The organism is Sarcina ventriculi (assembly GCF_900456775.1).
Lineage (GTDB): Bacteria > Bacillota > Clostridia > Clostridiales > Clostridiaceae > Sarcina > Sarcina ventriculi.
Genome location: NZ_UAUL01000001.1, coordinates 734,250 through 751,595 on the forward strand (window position 1 = coordinate 734,250; position 17,346 = coordinate 751,595).

The window sequence follows — 17,346 nt, forward strand, 5'->3', positions numbered from 1 at the left end:
AAATGTTTAATGTATCATTATAAAACCTAATTTAAATCTGTTTTTGAGAGTTATTAGCATTGTTGCTCTTGTATTTTACTAACTTCCTCTAGCTTAAATTGTAATAGCATTTGCATTTTTATAATATTTACCAATGTATCCTTTACAGATTCATTAACACTAATTAAATCATCTGCACAATCTGCAATCTCTAATGCTTTTTGGATTTTTTCACCTTCTGCATTTATTATATGTGCAAGTCCTGTTTCTTCTAAAGCTATTGATTCAATTATATCTGATATAGCTTGATTCTTATCTATAGAATTTTGTGGTTTTTCAATTTTAGGTGCTGACATATGAATCCCTCCTACTATTCTTTATCTACTTCATTTTGAACTACTTGTCTTTTTGAATTATTTCCATTTATTTTACTTGCTTCTTCCAATTTAAATTGTAATAACATCTGCATTTTTATAATATTTACGATAGTATCTTTTACAGATTTATTTACATTAATTAAATCATCTGTACTATCTGCAATTTCTAATGCTCTTTGAATCTTTTCACCCTCTGCATTTATTATATGTGCAAGTCCTGTTTCTTCTAAAGCTATTGATTCAATTATATCTGCTACAGCTTGTTCCTTATCTATCGCATTTTTAGACCTTTCAATTTTAGGTGCTGACATATAAAACACTCCTTATTGTACCTGTCCTATAACAAGTTTTTATTTCCATTTCATTAGTTATAATATTAAAATTTAAAGTTTTTGTTACTCAAAAATTTTAAAAACTTTTATTCTTAAAAATATTTAAAGAGAGTTATATAAATTTTTATATAACTCTCTCTAAAATCTAATTCATATCCACAGCTGTTTCTAATTTTGTTTTTATTATCTCCTCTTGAACTTCTTGCATTTTTACATCATCTAATGGATAAAATCTCATTGCTATTAAGCCAATTATCCATCCAAGCATTGGCATTCCTATAAATAATGCTGCAGTTACTGCAAACATCCCTTTTATATTAGGATCTGTAGCTTGTGGCATTGCAGATGTATATCCTAAATATGCAACTGCAAATCCTATTATAGTTGTAGCAAAAGATGATACTAATTTATCTATAAAGGAGAATAAAGTTGCCATCATACCAGGTACATATTTTCCTGTTAAATAAGTTTCATAATCTGCACAATCAGCTATCATAGGAACTACTATTCCACTTGCTAAAGATGAAGCTCCATATCCTAAACTATATACAACTATCCAAAGTATAGTCATTAATCCAATACTATCTAAAGATATTTTTGTAGGATCTCCAATAAATAATATTAAGAATAACCCTGTATACATTGCCATAGCCGCCTTAGTAAATTTTATTAAAGCTTTTTTAGAACCAAATTTACTCGCATATTTTGTTCCCAACATTATTATTATAAATGTTGGAAGAGCAGTTATCATTGACATTTTTCCATATAAAGCATAGTTACCCATTACTATTCCATATAGCATTACCATAACGGTTGTATTTCCTGATGTTTGACTTGCTAATTTATTTGTAGCAGCAGCTACTGTAAGCATTTGCAAACCTCTATTACCTTTTAAAATTGTCAAATAATCCTTAAATTTAACATTAGGCGCTTTTTTATCACCAAAAAATTCTTCTCTATCCTTGCTCCATATACCAATTATAGCTAATAATGTGAAACAACCAGCTATTATGATATAAGTTAATGAAAACTCTTGCATAGCTTCCAATGTAAATCCACCATATTTAGGTGATAAATATGCTGAAGCGTATTGAGCAGATAAAGAAAATAAGAATAAATTATAAATTCCATCAAACCTTGCAAACAAAGGTCTTTGAGAAGGATCATTAGTTAGACATGATTGCCCAGCCTTTGTACATGCTGTTTGAAATGTATATCCAATTATATATAAAGCATATAACCCTATAAATCCTATAAGCCTCATATTTTCAGGCATTAAATATAAACAATTATACAAAACTAATATACTTACAGCCATTATTGTATATCCAATAATAATCATAGGTCTAAACTTACCAAACTTAGTATTAGTCTTATCTATTACAAAACCTATAATTGGATCTGTGATAGCATCAAACATACGCATTGATGTTAATAATGATGATACAAGAACAACTGCAAGCCCAACAACCCCTGTCGCATAATACGATACATAAGTCATTAAAAGCATTATCACATTTGTAGCAGTATTATTAAGTGCATAAAAACCTATTTGCCATGTTTTAGCGTTATTATACTTAATATTTTTATCTAAATTCATATTTTCACCCCATATTTTCAAATTCTTTGTGTCAGTATTAATAATTCTTAATCATGTTATATTTATTAATAAATCAAGCAACGAATCTTTAAATCCCATTTATGTGCTTTATTAAACACCTTCTGAACCTATATATTTAAAAACGTTTTCAAGATTGGCACATTTATCAAATATGTTGTGTATTTTAATTTATATTTAACTGCATATATTAATTCATTTATTTGTTAATCACACAATTCAATCTTTTATAATGGATATAATTGCATATAAACATAATTATTTATATACAATTATATTCCTAAATTTATTATTTCCCCTTATTTATGGCTTCTTTTAAGCCATTTAAATATACAGCACCTAATGCTCTATCATATAAACCATATCCAGGTCTTCCTGTTTCACCCCAAATCATTCTTCCATGGTCTGGTCTATATGGTCCATCAAAGCCATAATCACAATATGCCTTCATTATTTCATAAAAATCTAATGAACCTGCATCTGACAGATGAGCAACTTCATTAAAACTACTATCCCCAGTAATTAACACATTTCTAAGATGAGCAAAATGTATTCTATTTCTTTCACCACCAAAATATTTTATCATTTTTACTATATCATTAGTTTTTGTACATCCCAATGAACCTGTACAAAGTGTCAATCCATTATATTTACTATCATATAAATTTAAAAATCTCTCTAAATTTTCAAAATTAGTTATTATTCTTGGAAGACCAAATATTCCCCAAGGTGGATCATCTGGATGTATTGCCATATTTACTTCCTCTTCCTCTGCAACAGGCATTATTCCCTTTATGAAGTACTCTAAATTTTCCCAAAGCTTTTCTTCATCTATATTTTTATATTTATCAAGTAATGCACCAAGTCCACCTTCACCATATGAAGTATCCCATCCTGGAAGTTCTAATTCTCCTAGTTTAGGATCCATTTTAGCAATATCTTTTTCATCATATATTAAACATGTTGAACCATCTGCTAATCTATATTCCAAATCTGAACGAGTCCAATCAAATACTGGCATAAAATTATAACAAATTGTTTTTATTCCCGCCTTACTTAAATTTCTTATTGTTTCATTATAATTTGCTATATATTTATCCCTTGTAGGAAGTCCAAGCTTTATATCTTCATGAACTGGAACACTCTCTATAACTGAAAGCTCTAAACCAGCATCTTCAACCTCCTTCTTAAGTTCTAGTATTCTATCAAGTGGCCATACTTCCCCTACTGGTATATCGTATATGGCACTCACTATGCCCTTCATTCCTGGTATTTGGCGAATATAATCTATTTTAACTGGATCATCTTTGCCATACCATCTAAAAGTCATATACATAATCTCACCCCTTATTTTAAATTTATTTATATTACATCACTTAAACACCAGAATATGCAGAAAATGCTCCATCCACAGGAATAACTACACCATTTACAAAACCTGAAGCTTCCTCACTTATTAAATATAATAATGTACCTAATAATTCTTCAGGTTTACCAAACCTATCCATTGGTGTGCTTCTTAATATTTTTTCTGTTCTTTCAGTTGGCGTTCCGTCTTCATTAAATAACAATTTTTCATTTTGAGCTGTTACAAAAAATCCTGGAGCTATTGCATTAACTCTTATACCTACCTTAGACATATGAACTGCAAGCCATTTAGTAAAATTACTTACCGCAGCTTTAGCCCCTGAATATGCAGGTATTTTCGTAAGAGGAGTAAATGCATTCATGGATGAAATATTAATAATTGATGCACCTTTTTTATTTATCATATCCTTTGCAAATTCTTGGCTTGGAAGAAGTGTTCCTAAATAATTTAAATTAAATACAAACTCAACTCCCTTTTCATCTAAATCAAAAAATGTTGTTAATTCATCATTTTCTAAATCCTCTAGCCTCAAATATTCATTACTTGTTGTTCCTTTCGGATGATTTCCACCAGCACCATTTATTAATATATCACAGCTACCAAATTCCTTTAATATTATTTCATGAGCATGTTTTAAACTTTCTTTATCTAAAACATTGGTGTCTATTCCAATGGCAATACCTCCATTTTTTCGAACCTCTTCAGCTTTTTTATCACAACATTCCTGTCCTAAAGAAAGTATTGCTACTTTTGCACCACACTCTGCTAATGCATCTACCATAGTGCCACAAAGCACCCCTGCTCCACCTGTTACTACACAAACTTTATCTTTTAAATCAATATTAAATGGTAATTTCATGAAAATCTCTCCTAAACTTAATTAAATATGCTCTACGTTTAATACTTTTATAACCTATATTAAAATCTTGTATCCCACGCACCACAAAATGCATCAACAGGACTTACACCTTTAAACTCTGATTTTCCCATTATTTTTTCTATTACTAAATCTAAACTAACATCATTGCCATTATAAGCATTTATATAAGTTGGTACCATTGGTACATCTATTAAATGGAATGGATTGTTCACAGATACACAAACGGTTGGCAATTCTGTTACATACCAAGGAATATCAGGTCCCATTGGCATACTCCAAGTTATACGCCTTACATTACTTTGAGAAAATCCTGCAACATTTACAAACAACATTACTGCATCATATTTATCAACAAATTCCTTTATAGGAGTCATAGCTAATAATTGTTTACCATTTAGCCCACCTTGTGGATTAAATGTATCTACTTCAAATCCTACACTTTCTAATTTGCTTTTTACTCTTGATTCTAAAGAGCCTTCATTTGCCATAGATACTGCTGCTGCACTACCTGTTTGGTCTATTGTATAAAGCATTATCCTTTTATGGGTTTTTGGTGTTATTGGCAATTGATTTTTAGTATTTTTAACTAATGTTATAGCCTTGTCTGCTATATCCCTAGCAACTTCTAAATGTTCATTACAGCCAATTACCGACAATCCATCTTTATTTGGAACTAAATTTGCTTCTTCTTTCTTTTTGTGTAATTTTAACATTGCTTTAAATGCTAAAACACGAGTAACAGCCTCATCTAAACGTTCATAAGTTAAAGTTCCATTTTCTAATCCTTTTTTAAGGGCATTTATATCCTCATCTTTATCTCTATAATAAAGTATCATATCACATCCAGCTGCTAATGCAGTTGGTATCATCTCTTCTCTTCTAATTGCTGAAGTTAATCCAACCATATGAGTAGCATCAGTTATTATAAGACCATTAAATCCTAATTCTTGACGAAGTAAATCCTGTAATAATTCTGGAGCTATAGTAGCTGGCATTATTTCATTATCTTTTATTCCAGTTCTTAACTTTCTAGAATATTCAGGAAGTCTTATATGACCTATCATAACAGCCTCAACTCCTGCATCTATCATTCCTTTATATACCTTCCCAAAATTTTCATCCCATTCTTTACAACTCATTGTATTATTAGTTGTAACTATATGTTGGTCTCTCTCATCTAAACCATCACCTGGGAAATGCTTCATACAACTTGCAAGTCCAGCATCTTTTGCTCCTTGCAAATATTCCTTTGACATTTCAAGAACTACATCTGCTTCACTTGAGAAACAGCGGTTAGATACAACACAGTTTCTCCAATTTTTATTTATATCAACTATTGGTGCAAAAGTCCAATTACAACCTATTGCAGCTGCCTCTTTGCATCCATAATATCCTAATTTATAAGCATTTTCTTTATTTTGAGTAGCACCTATTGTTACATGATATCCAAAATGCGTTCCACCTTTAACTCCACCATCTCCACCAGCTTCTATATTAGCTGCTATTAATGCTGGTATCTTACTAGTTTCTTGTATAATTTTATTTTGTTCATATAATTGCTCTGGCGACATATTATTATATCTAAATCCACCAATTCCATATTTGTTTATACGTTCCTTTATTTCATCATTAGTATTATTCCAAAGCATATCAACAAATACTTGTCCTATTTTTTCATCTAATGACAAATTGCCTAACGTATCTTTCACCCATTTTATATCTTCATCAGTTAAATTAAATGGTTTTGCCTTTAAATCTATCATTTTTCTATTTCCCCCTCAAAATTTTACTTATCTCCAGATAAGTTTTCTTTAAACTCTTTTATCACCTTTTCTTCATATTTCCCCTTATAAGCATTACTAATAAATAATTCTAAAGTTTCATTAGTAAATCTACTCCAAGATTGATTTTCCTTTTTAACCAATATTGGATAATATAAAATATTATTTAACTTTGCAGAATCTAAATCACCAACTGCATCCCCCACCATTAACACATTATTTCTATCATAACCTTTTTCAACAAGTTTACTTATGCAATATGCCTTTGAACCTGTATTTTGAGTTAGAACTATATCAACATTATCTAAAAGTCCATGCTTTTTCCATTCTTCTAAAACAGCTTGTTCATTTGCTGATGACACTATTGCTACATCTGCAAATTTTTTAGCCTCTTTTATCCCAATATATACACCATTAAATGGAAGTTTTTCCTCATCTTTCAACTCATTAATTGAAGCATTAACAGCTCTTGACCAATCTAAGGCTTTTTTTAAACAAGTAATATTTTGTTTTTGTATCTTTATTTGCCTTTCTAAAGACTCATTTGAAAGTTCTTTAGTGCTATGAGTCCAATCAATAAATTCATTTAATCCTTCAACGGGTATATATCTCTCATTTATTTCCTCAAGAGCCAAAGCTAAACCTTTGAATCTATTTATCCCCCTAGTTAACGTATAAAGATTTACCTCATTCCATCTCTTTAATATAGGACTTTTCCATTTTTCTAAATTCCACTGATTTATCATACACGGACCAAAACATTTGATATGCTTAATATCCATAGTATCCATAGCACATCCATCTGAATCTATACAGATAAGAAAATCCTTTTTCTTTTTAAATTTTTCTAAGCTATTCATCATTCTTTTACTCCTTTTAATAATTAAATTAATTTAGAGCTTTTTTTGTAAACCTTTTACCTTATACTTGTATACTAACATATTAATATTAGTATTTCAATACTTTTTCAAATTTTTTGTAATTTTATTTTTTTATAATACTAATTTTTTATTATATAAAATAAATTAAATAATTTAAATTAATTATTTTGTTGTAATTTTCTAAAAAGTGGTATATTATATTTATAATACTAGAATACAAGCTAAGGGGGAATATTATGAGAAAAATTTTAAACATAAATGATAATTGGAATTTTCTTAAAAATAATACTAATGAATTATTTTTAAGAAAATTTAATAATATCTTTGGAGAAAACGTAAACATACCTCATACATGGAATGATATTGATGGGGCTTCTGGTAATGAATACTTTAGAGGTATTTGTTGGTATACAAAAAATATTTATATAAACAAAAAATTTCAAAATAAAAAGATATTTTTAGAATTTAACGGAGTTAATAGTATTTGTAATGTTTATGTTAATGAAAAACATCTAGGTGAGCATAAAGGTGGTTATTCAACCTTTAGATATGATATAACCGATTTAATAGAATTCAATTCAACAAATTTTATTGCAGTTAAAGTTGATAACTCTCATGTAGAAGAAGTGTATCCTTTAATGGCTGATTTTACTTTCTATGGTGGTATTTATAGAGATGTAAATTTATTAATCGTTGACCCAATTCATTTTGATTTAATGGATAATGGCTCTAAAGGTGTCTTTGTATATCAAGATAAAATTACTAATGATATTGCAAACCTAACCATAAAAACTAACATAATTTCTGAAGTAACTGAAAAACAACCTATAAGAATTGTTGCCAATCTTTTAGACGCTAATGGACAAGTTGTTAAATATACTGCTAAAGATATTTTAATAGAAAAAAGTAGTGAAATTAAAATGCCATTGAGCATTGAGAATCCTATTCTTTGGAACGGTACTCAAAACCCTTATCTATATACTATGAAAATAACTATAGAAAAGCATAATGATATTTTAGATGAACTTAATATTCCTATTGGACTTAGATATTTTGAATTTAATCCTAACAAAGGCTTCTTTTTAAATGGAAATCATATAAAGCTTAAAGGGGTATCTAGACATCAAGACAAAAAAGATTTGGGTTGGGCTTTATCTAAGGAAGATCATGCACTTGATATGGCTTTAATAAAGGAAGTTGGAGCCAATTCTATAAGACTTGCTCACTATCAACATGACCAATATTTTTATGACCTTTGTGACAAAGAAGGTATGATTGTTTGGGCTGAAATACCATTTATATCCGTAGCATCTAGTACAGATCATACCGGTGAAAATGCAAAATCTCAAATGATTGAATTAATACGACAAAACTTTAATCATCCATCAATTATTATGTGGGGAGTTGAAAACGAAATACAAATAGGTGGAGATTTGCCTTATGTACGAGATATTGTAAAAAATTTAAATGAGATTACTCACAAAGAAGATCCAACACGTTTAACAACCCAAGCACTTGTTTCTATGGTTCCTGATACTGATGAATATAACGGATATACAGATATAGTTGCATACAATAAATATTTTGGATGGTATAATGGAAAAACTGAAGATTTTGCAACATGGCTAGATAACTATCACGAACTTAATCCAAACAGATGTGTTGGACTTTCTGAATATGGTTTTGAGGGCATCATTACTTATCATAGTGATAATCCAAAAATTAGAGATTATACTGAAGAATATCATTCTTTATCCCATGAAACACTAATAAAAATATTTAATGAAAGAGAGTTTTTATGGGGTTCTTATGTTTGGAATTTCTTTGATTTTGGCTCTGCAATAAGAGATGAAGGTGGCATTAAAGGACGAAATAATAAAGGTCTTGTGACTTTTGATAGAAAAATAAAAAAAGATGCTTTCTTTGCTTACAAAGCAGCTTGGTCTGACGAGCCTTTTGTGCATATAACAAGTAAGAGATTTATAGATAGAGCTACTGATTCTATTAATATCAAGGTTTATTCTAACTGTGATGCTGTAACTTTATTTGTAGATAATGAAAAATTTGCTACTCTTAAATCTAAACATAATTTTATATTTGAAAATATAAAATTAGCACACACACAAACAAATATAAGAGCCGTAGGCACTAAAAACGATAAAGAATTTACAGATTATGCTTTCTTTAATAAAGTAAATGAGCCAAATGCAATGTATGAATGTCCAGACAAAAATGGTGGATTTGCTGCTAATTGGTTTGATGAAGATTTAGCTAATCAATTTACAGACGTAGAAATAACTGCATTAGACATACCAGATGATGTATTTTCTAGTGCCACTAGAATTTGTGATATATTAGAAAATGAAAAAGCTAGTATTATTTTAAATAAATATTTTTCTAAATTATTGGCTAGTCCAATGATTGGAATGATAAAAACATCAAGTATTGATGATTTATTTAAAATGCTTGATGAAGGTATTGATGAAAAACTTGTCTTTATGTTAAATAAGGAACTATCCAAAATAAAAAAATAATATAATTCTTTATTTATATACAATCAATAAATTTTTAAATATTTACAAATCCTAAATTTCATATAATACACCACAAAAATTTAAATATATATTATTAAAAATAAAGAGTATATTATTAGTTAATATACTCTTTGTTAATAAACTTTTTTAATTTTAATTAATTATGTTATTTTCTTTGTAATAAAAATTCATTTTTATATTGCGTAACACTTTTTCCCGTCCAAACTGAAAATGCTCTAAAAAAAGAATTTAAATCCTGATATCCTAACAAATATGCAATATCTTCAGACGAAAATTGTGTATTTTTAATATAATTTTTAGCAAGTAATTCTCTTGTATGATTTAACTGTTTCTGAAAAGTTGTATCCTCTTGCTTAAGTTTTCTCTGTAATGTGCGTTTACTTATAGCAAGTGCATTAGCTACGTCATCAATTGTAGATTTTCCAGCTGGAAGAAGTTCCACCAAAATACTTCTTACTCTTGTAGAAAAGCTATCATCTATATCCATTTCATTTAATCTTTTTCTTAATTCTGGCTCGAAAAAATTCCACATAGATTCATTCCTTGTGACAAAAGGAATTTCTGCATCACGCTTAGAAAAAGCAATTGAATTTACTTCACTTTTCTCCGCTTTAATTCCTAAAAATTTTTCATACTCTGGATTAGAAAAAAACTGTTTGGCCATAACTTTTTGTGGTATAATTTTTCTTTTTGTTGCTTTTCTAATTAAATTTACTAATAGAACCATTTCAATTCCAACAATAATTTCAGGTAATTCTATGTTTTCTTCTCCATAAATATTTACTTTTATGTAATTAGCATCTTCTATAATCTCAAAAACAATTGCTCCTACTAAAGCTTTATATTTTGCAATTCTCTTAACACATTCCTTAGCATTAGCACTACAATAAGCAGCAAAAATAGATGGTGTTATACTCTCTATATTTTCAGCTGTTGCAAGGTATATTGGCAATTTTCTATTAGCAACAACATCATCAATAGCTTTCATAAATCTATAATATTCTTCACACGTTACAGAAGGATTCACTCTTGCAAATAAATCCAATGGAAGATTTGACTTTTTTAATACTTCATTCATAGAAATTCTATATTTATCTAGCAAAATAGCATAGTTTTTATCTAAAGGAAAACGTCTCATAAAATCAATATCTCCTAACTTAAATTTGTAATTACCCAATCAAACACTCTATCTCCAAAGATTTTTTGAATTAATACCATAGGCTTAGCCATAAAACCAATCAAATAACGTGTACGTGGTCTTCTTTTTACAATAGCCTTTTTAACAGTTCTCGCAACTACTTCTGGTTCTGTTAACATATTCCCAGAATAATTTTTAATCATACTGTTAGCCACATTATTGGCATTTGTTTCATATACACTACCCTTAGCTGTATCTTTCAAATTATTTGCTGCAATAACTCCCCAATCAGTCTTAATTCCACCTGGTTCCACTACTACAACATCAATCCCAAATGGAGCAACTTCCATTCTAAGACAGTCTGAAAAACCTTCAACTGCAAATTTAGTTGCATGGTACCATCCTCCAAACCTTGTCCATATTTTTCCTCCCATTGAAGAAATATTAATAATTCTTCCACAATGATTTGCCCTCATTCCTGGTAGCACAAGCTGAATCAATCTAGCCATACCAAATAAGTTAACATCAAATTGCCTCTTAGCCTCCTCCATAGAAACACTTTCTATAGGACCATAAGAACCATATCCTGCATTATTAATCAATACATCTATACGTCCAGATTCTTGTAAAACTGTCTGCACACAATCTACCATGGATTTTTCATTAGTTAAATCCAAAAAAACTGGTATAATTCCCCTTTCTCTCAAATCATTCATTTTATCTATACGCCTAGCAGCTGCATATACAGTAAATCCTGTTTTCTTAAGTTCCTGTGCTATCTTTGTTCCAATACCGCTAGATGCTCCTGTTACTAAAACTACTTTGTTCATAACGCCACCCCCAAGATTTCTTTATAACGTTATTATACATTTCTTAAACTTTTATTTTAACATCTTATCACGCCATTTTTAATGCAATTCATTCCATGGCTTATCTATATACAATTACACACTTAGTTATTTAATACTAGATGATTCTAAAATTTAAATATACTCTATAATAAATAAAAAAATTCGAGAAATAAAACGGCTAATTAAAATTTCATTTCTCGTATATTATATATTTATTATTTTACCTTTGATATTAATGCAACATTTTCAATATGTGCTGTTTGAGGAAACATATCAACTGGTTGAACTTCTATTGCCTTATATCCATTTTCATCTAATATTTTTAAATCTCTAGCTAATGTACTTGGATCACAACTTACATAAACTATTCTTTTCGGTGCTACTTTACTTATAGCATTTAAAAGACTTATATCGCAGCCTTTTCTTGGTGGATCAACAACTATAACATCAGCTTTAATCCCCTTATTTATAAGATCTGGAATTATTTCTTCTGATTTTCCAACAAAGAACTTAGCATTAGAAATATTATTCTCTTTAGCATTTACATTAGCATTATCTATTGCTTGGGGAATTATTTCCACACCATAAACCTTTTTAGCTTTTTTAGATAAAAAGAGAGTTATTGTTCCAGTACCACAATACGCATCAAAAACAGTTTCATTTCCTGTAAGATTAGCATATTCTAAAGCCTTTGAATATAATACCTCTGTTTGCACAGGATTTACCTGAAAAAATGATAATGGTGAAATATTAAATTTAAATTCCCCTATATAATCAGATATAGTGTCATTTCCCCAAAGTGTTATAAGCTTATCTCCCAATATAACATTTGTATTCTTAGAATTTACATTTTGTATTATACTTTTTACTTCAGGTATACTGTTAGTAATAACTTTAATAAACTCATTTTTATAAGGTAATTCTTGCTTATTAGTTACTAAAACTACCATAACCTCACCAGTTTTAAAGCCACGCCTTATCATTAAATGTCTTATCACGCCAGAACTTTTATACTCACCATCCACATTACATGGAGATATATTAAATTTCTTTATCCATTCCCTAGTTAATTTAACTATTTTATTTGCAATATCATCTTGAATGAAACATTCTTCCATATCTATTATTTCATGACTTCTCGACACAAAAAAACCTATCCTTAACTGACCATTAAACATTCCTATTGGTAGTTGAACTTTATTTCTATACATTAAAGGGTTTGTCATACCTAATGGATATTTAACTATTTCCTTATCCAATTTAGCGATTCTTTCTATACACTCTCTAACTCTTCCCCATTTAAAATCTAATTGCCCTTTGTAGGATATATGTTGAATTTTACATCCTCCACATCTTTTATATATAGAACAAATTGGTTCAACTCTATTTATTGAAGGTTCTATAATCTCTATTAATTTTCCATAAGCAAAATTTTTATTAACCTTAATTATTTTAACTCTAACTACTTCACCACTTAATGCACCTTCTATAAATATTGGATAACTTTCATTTATTTTAGCAATACCTTCACCCTCATATCCTTGTGAAATTACTTGCACAACATATTCTTTATTTTTTTCCACCATATTTTATATCACCTTTGTTAATTTATATTTTATTTATAAGAAAAAGATTTTTCATCTAAAATACACATATTTCTTCCCATGCTTTTAGCTTTATATAAATTCTTATCTACTTTTTCTAATAATTGCTGTTTATTATTTATTTTATCAGACATGGATGTAACACCTATGCTTACAGTAACATTTATAGTAACATCTTTATACCTAAAATGAGTATTTTCTATAGCTAACCTTATTCTTTCCGCCAATAAAAATGCACTAGCATTATTTGTATCATTCAAAACTATAATAAATTCTTCTCCACCATATCTAGCTATCCAATCAGTAGAAGATCTTATATTTTTTTTAATTATGTTAACAACTCTTTTTAAAACATAATCACCCGCCAAATGACCATATTTATCATTTATATCTTTAAAAAAATCTATATCCATCATCATTATTGATAAATCTTTTTTATTTTTTTTTGCTTTAGTCATTTCTATAGGCAATTTTTCAGTTATATATCTTCTATTAAAACATTCAGTTAAACCATCTAAGGCAACTAACATGTTCATTCTATCCACTTCTTCTTTCATTTGCTCATTTGTCATTTTAGTTATTTCTTCTAAAACATCAGATTTTGTAATATCCTTTACAGTTTCCAAAATATATTTTCGATTTTTATATTTAATAACTTTAGCCATAACCAAATAAATATTTTCATCACTACACTCAATTTTTACAAATGACTTATCATCATAATTATAGGCTCTTGCACCAATACAATTTTTACACAAACCTTTATTATTCCACATTTTATAACATTTAATACCGTTATTATTTCTGCATTCTTGATCTACTATATTATTACTTATAGGGTCTACAATTCTAACAAAATCAAATAATGATTTTATATGTGAATCTATATTTTCAACCATTATACCCACTCTCCCCTATACTATAACTCATTTAATATGATTAAATCTATGTATTTTAACAATGTATTCTCATCTTGAATTTGAATACTAATTAATCTTATATTAGATTTACATCTTAATCAATGATATAAATTTTTATTTTTAAAAAACATTTAAACATTACTATATATAAATTATACTTAAATTTATATATATTTTAAATATAATTCATATAAATTTCTTATGAAATTTTTACAAAAAAAAAGCACCTAATGGTTAGAAACATTAAATGCTTTATATAGAATCAGTTGCCAAATATATCTTATTTATTATTGTTACATAAGTATAATATATTATTCATTATATTTCACTAAAAAACACAAATTAATTTGTAAATTTTTTGTGAACATATAATTTTTATCATATTTTTTACCTTTTTTTATAGATAAAAAAATATTTTATTTATTTATATTAAATTTTTACCAAAAATAAATTAAAAGCCTTTTAAAATATTTTATTATATAAAATTAAAAATCTTATTTAAACTATACTAAATATAAAAAAGTACGTTGAAATTTTCAACGTACTTTTATACTTAAAATAATTTAATAACAATTATTTTACTTCTGAAACTTTTAAAACATTTGTGCTTCCTGCTTTATCAGCTGGTATACCTGCTGCTATAACTACAGTTTCTCCTGCATTAACAAATCCAGCTTCTTTAGCATAGTTAACTGAATCTTCCATTATTTCTTTATGAGAGTTCATGCTCTTAACTACTACTGGATATACTCCAAAGCTTAATGCTAATTTTCTAGCAACTTTTTCACATGGAGTTACAGCAACTACTGGGCATTGTGGTCTGCTTTGAGATATTCTTCTAGCAGTTGCTCCTGTTTGAGTTACTGATATTATTGCAGAAGCATTTAATTCATTAGCAGCATTACATGCAGCTCTTGAAATTACTCCTGAAATAGCTGGTATATGATTTTTAGCTTTTGATTCAGCTAATTCATAGTTTAATAATTTTTCAGATTCTGTAGCTATTGTAGCCATAGCTTGAACTGCTTCTACTGGCCAGCTTCCGTTTGCTGATTCACCACTTAACATAATTGCATCTGTTCCATCTAATATAGCATTAGTTACGTCTGAAACCTCTGCTCTTGTTGGTCTTGGGTTTCTCATCATAGAATCTAACATTTGAGTAGCTGTTATAACTGGCTTACCTGCTTCATTACATTTTCTGATCATTAATTTTTGAGCAGCTGGAACTTCTTGCATTGGTATTTCAACACCTAAATCTCCTCTAGCTACCATTATTCCATCAGATGCTTCTAATATTTCATCTAAATTATCTAAACCTTCTTGGTTTTCTATTTTAGAGAATATTTGAATATGTTCTCCACCATTTTCTACTAAAACTTTTCTGATATGCTCAACATCAGAAGCTTTTCTTATAAATGAAGCTGCAACTAAATCAACTTCTTGTTGACAACCAAATATTAAATCAGCTTCATCTTTTTCAGTTAATGCTGGTAATTGTATAGAAACACCTGGTACGTTAACTCCTTTATGAGTTCCAACTAATCCAGTATTTTTAACAACACATTTAATAGCATTTCCTTCTACTGATTTAACTTCTAATCCAACTAAACCATCATCTATTAATATAGTATTTCCAGGTTTAACATCATTAGATAATCCTGCATAAGTTACTGAACATTTAGTTGTATCTCCAACTACGTCTCCACCAGCAAATATAGTGAAATCGCTTCCTGCTGTTAATTCAACCTTGTTTGGTTCAAATTTTCCAGTTCTTATTTCTGGTCCTTTTGTATCTAACATTATAGCTATTTGTTTATTATATTTTTCTCTTAATTTTTTAACTAGTGCTATTCTTCCACCGTGTTCTTCATGATCACCGTGAGAGAAGTTATGTCTTGAAACATTTAATCCTGCTTCTATTAATTTTGATAATACTTCTTCATTTTCACTTGCTGGTCCAAGAGTACAAACTATTTTTGTTTTTCTCATCTAACAACACTCCCTCGTTTTAAATTAACCCTAAATTTTTTTATATATTATAAATCACAAACTTAAAAAGTTTATAACCTTAATAACTTAATTATTTATTTATAGAATTAGCTGTATTATATAACTTTTCATCAAAACTTCTTGGAATTGCTAAAGCTTCATCTATATCCATATCAAATATTTCATTTGCTTTTATTCCTATAACTCTAGAAGTTTTTCCTTCTAATAAGACTTCTACAGCCTTAGCTCCCATTCTTGATGCTAAAACAGTATCCATAGCTGATGGTGAACCACCTCTTTGAATATGTCCTAAAATAGTAGCTCTTGTTTCTATTCCTGTTGTAGCTTCTATTTCTTTAGCTAAATCTTCAGCTCCTCCAACTCCTTCTGCAAGGATTATTATATTGTGAAGCTTACCATTAACTTTTCCTTCTAATATTGTTTTTATTAATTCTTCCTTATCAAAAGGTAATTCTGGAACAATTATTGCTTCTGCTCCACCTGCTATTCCAGCAAATAAAGCTAAATCTCCACAATTTCTTCCCATAACCTCTATAACAGATACCCTTTCATGAGAAGAAGAAGTATCTCTTAATTTACCTATATCTTCTACAATGGTATTTAATGCTGTATCAAATCCTATTGTATAATCTGTGTATGGTAAATCATTGTCAATAGTTCCTGGTAGTCCAACTGTCTTAACTCCTAATTTCGATAGAAGCTTAGCTCCCATAAAAGAACCATCTCCTCCACAAACAACTAAAGCATCAACTCCATAAGCCTTTAATATTCCTGCAGCTTTTTCTCTTACTTCTTCTTGTTTGAATTCCACACATCTTGCAGTTCTTAAAATTGTACCACCTTTATTTATTATATCTGAAACGGATTTTCTATCCATTTTAAATAACTCACCGTTTACAAGTCCTGCATAACCTCTTTGCACACCCATTACTTCTATTCCATGGTGTAAAGCAGTTCTAACTACTGCTCTTACAGCAGCATTCATTCCTGGTGCATCTCCACCGCTTGTCAATACAGCTATTTTCTTCATAGTATACCTCCTAAACTA

The 17,346-nt window shown here is 28.8% G+C and carries 14 protein-coding genes; 1 reads left to right on the forward strand and 13 read right to left on the reverse strand.

The window, feature by feature from the left end:
• Positions 1 to 53 precede the first annotated feature (53 nt).
• The 7 genes from DR020_RS03220 to DR020_RS03250 form a co-directional block, all read right to left on the reverse strand.
• Complete coding sequence (locus DR020_RS03220; protein WP_112365245.1) at positions 54 to 335, reverse strand: hypothetical protein; 282 nt, start codon at positions 333 to 335, stop codon at positions 54 to 56.
• A 14-nt stretch (positions 336 to 349) separates the two neighbouring features.
• Positions 350 to 667, reverse strand: coding sequence for a hypothetical protein (locus DR020_RS03225; RefSeq protein WP_055259844.1), 318 nt, complete (start codon positions 665 to 667; stop codon positions 350 to 352).
• A 166-nt stretch (positions 668 to 833) separates the two neighbouring features.
• Complete coding sequence (locus DR020_RS03230; protein WP_112365246.1) at positions 834 to 2,288, reverse strand: MFS transporter; 1,455 nt, start codon at positions 2,286 to 2,288, stop codon at positions 834 to 836.
• 307 nt (positions 2,289 to 2,595) lie between these two features.
• On the reverse strand, positions 2,596 to 3,642 hold the full coding sequence (uxuA, locus tag DR020_RS03235; RefSeq protein ID WP_112365247.1) for a mannonate dehydratase: 1,047 nt from the start codon (positions 3,640 to 3,642) through the stop codon (positions 2,596 to 2,598).
• Between the two features lie 40 nt (positions 3,643 to 3,682).
• Positions 3,683 to 4,534: an SDR family oxidoreductase gene (locus DR020_RS03240; protein ID WP_055259850.1), complete on the reverse strand. Its 852-nt coding sequence runs from the start codon at positions 4,532 to 4,534 to the stop codon at positions 3,683 to 3,685.
• A gap of 59 nt (positions 4,535 to 4,593) precedes the next feature.
• Complete coding sequence (locus DR020_RS03245) at positions 4,594 to 6,318, reverse strand: glycoside hydrolase family 3 protein (protein WP_112365248.1); 1,725 nt, start codon at positions 6,316 to 6,318, stop codon at positions 4,594 to 4,596.
• 23 nt (positions 6,319 to 6,341) lie between these two features.
• A complete protein-coding gene (locus tag DR020_RS03250) occupies positions 6,342 to 7,199 on the reverse strand; it encodes an HAD family hydrolase (RefSeq protein WP_112365249.1) in 858 nt (285 codons plus the stop codon).
• Between the two features lie 254 nt (positions 7,200 to 7,453).
• On the opposite strand from DR020_RS03250, the gene DR020_RS03255 reads away from it, so the two are divergent.
• Positions 7,454 to 9,751, forward strand: a complete 2,298-nt coding sequence (locus DR020_RS03255) for a glycoside hydrolase family 2 protein (RefSeq protein WP_112365250.1) — start codon at positions 7,454 to 7,456, stop codon at positions 9,749 to 9,751.
• A gap of 166 nt (positions 9,752 to 9,917) precedes the next feature.
• Here the strand turns inward: DR020_RS03255 and DR020_RS03260 are convergent, their stop codons facing one another.
• The 6 genes from DR020_RS03260 to pfkA form a co-directional block, all read right to left on the reverse strand.
• A complete protein-coding gene (locus DR020_RS03260; protein ID WP_112365301.1) occupies positions 9,918 to 10,910 on the reverse strand; it encodes a helix-turn-helix domain-containing protein in 993 nt (330 codons plus the stop codon).
• A 14-nt stretch (positions 10,911 to 10,924) separates the two neighbouring features.
• Positions 10,925 to 11,740: an oxidoreductase gene (locus DR020_RS03265; RefSeq protein WP_112365251.1), complete on the reverse strand. Its 816-nt coding sequence runs from the start codon at positions 11,738 to 11,740 to the stop codon at positions 10,925 to 10,927.
• Between the two features lie 236 nt (positions 11,741 to 11,976).
• Positions 11,977 to 13,347 carry a 23S rRNA (uracil(1939)-C(5))-methyltransferase RlmD gene (gene rlmD / locus DR020_RS03270; protein WP_112365252.1) on the reverse strand — a complete coding sequence of 457 codons (1,371 nt, stop codon included), beginning with the start codon at positions 13,345 to 13,347 and terminating at the stop codon, positions 11,977 to 11,979.
• A gap of 29 nt (positions 13,348 to 13,376) precedes the next feature.
• The gene (locus DR020_RS03275) at positions 13,377 to 14,264 is read right to left on the reverse strand and encodes a GGDEF domain-containing protein (RefSeq protein WP_055259862.1); all 888 of its coding nucleotides are present in this window, start codon (positions 14,262 to 14,264) and stop codon (positions 13,377 to 13,379) included.
• A gap of 594 nt (positions 14,265 to 14,858) precedes the next feature.
• Positions 14,859 to 16,277, reverse strand: a complete 1,419-nt coding sequence (pyk, locus tag DR020_RS03280) for a pyruvate kinase (RefSeq protein WP_055259864.1) — start codon at positions 16,275 to 16,277, stop codon at positions 14,859 to 14,861.
• Between the two features lie 91 nt (positions 16,278 to 16,368).
• The gene (gene pfkA, locus DR020_RS03285; protein WP_055259866.1) at positions 16,369 to 17,328 is read right to left on the reverse strand and encodes a 6-phosphofructokinase; all 960 of its coding nucleotides are present in this window, start codon (positions 17,326 to 17,328) and stop codon (positions 16,369 to 16,371) included.
• Between the last annotated feature and the right edge of the window lie 18 nt (positions 17,329 to 17,346).

Excerpts from the sequence above, each read along its gene's own strand:
- DR020_RS03220 (WP_112365245.1), bottom strand. The coding sequence starts at position 335 with ATGTCAGCACCTAAAATTGAAAAACCACAAAATTCTATAGATAAGAAT.
- DR020_RS03225 (WP_055259844.1), bottom strand. The coding sequence starts at position 667 with ATGTCAGCACCTAAAATTGAAAGGTCTAAAAATGCGATAGATAAGGAA.
- DR020_RS03230 (WP_112365246.1), bottom strand. The coding sequence starts at position 2,288 with ATGAATTTAGATAAAAATATTAAGTATAATAACGCTAAAACATGGCAA.
- uxuA (WP_112365247.1), bottom strand. The coding sequence starts at position 3,642 with ATGTATATGACTTTTAGATGGTATGGCAAAGATGATCCAGTTAAAATA.
- DR020_RS03240 (WP_055259850.1), bottom strand. The coding sequence starts at position 4,534 with ATGAAATTACCATTTAATATTGATTTAAAAGATAAAGTTTGTGTAGTA.
- DR020_RS03245 (WP_112365248.1), bottom strand. The coding sequence starts at position 6,318 with ATGATAGATTTAAAGGCAAAACCATTTAATTTAACTGATGAAGATATA.
- DR020_RS03250 (WP_112365249.1), bottom strand. The coding sequence starts at position 7,199 with ATGATGAATAGCTTAGAAAAATTTAAAAAGAAAAAGGATTTTCTTATC.
- DR020_RS03255 (WP_112365250.1), top strand. The coding sequence starts at position 7,454 with ATGAGAAAAATTTTAAACATAAATGATAATTGGAATTTTCTTAAAAAT.
- DR020_RS03260 (WP_112365301.1), bottom strand. The coding sequence starts at position 10,910 with ATGAGACGTTTTCCTTTAGATAAAAACTATGCTATTTTGCTAGATAAA.
- DR020_RS03265 (WP_112365251.1), bottom strand. The coding sequence starts at position 11,740 with ATGAACAAAGTAGTTTTAGTAACAGGAGCATCTAGCGGTATTGGAACA.
- rlmD (WP_112365252.1), bottom strand. The coding sequence starts at position 13,347 with ATGGTGGAAAAAAATAAAGAATATGTTGTGCAAGTAATTTCACAAGGA.
- DR020_RS03275 (WP_055259862.1), bottom strand. The coding sequence starts at position 14,264 with ATGGTTGAAAATATAGATTCACATATAAAATCATTATTTGATTTTGTT.
- pyk (WP_055259864.1), bottom strand. The coding sequence starts at position 16,277 with ATGAGAAAAACAAAAATAGTTTGTACTCTTGGACCAGCAAGTGAAAAT.
- pfkA (WP_055259866.1), bottom strand. The coding sequence starts at position 17,328 with ATGAAGAAAATAGCTGTATTGACAAGCGGTGGAGATGCACCAGGAATG.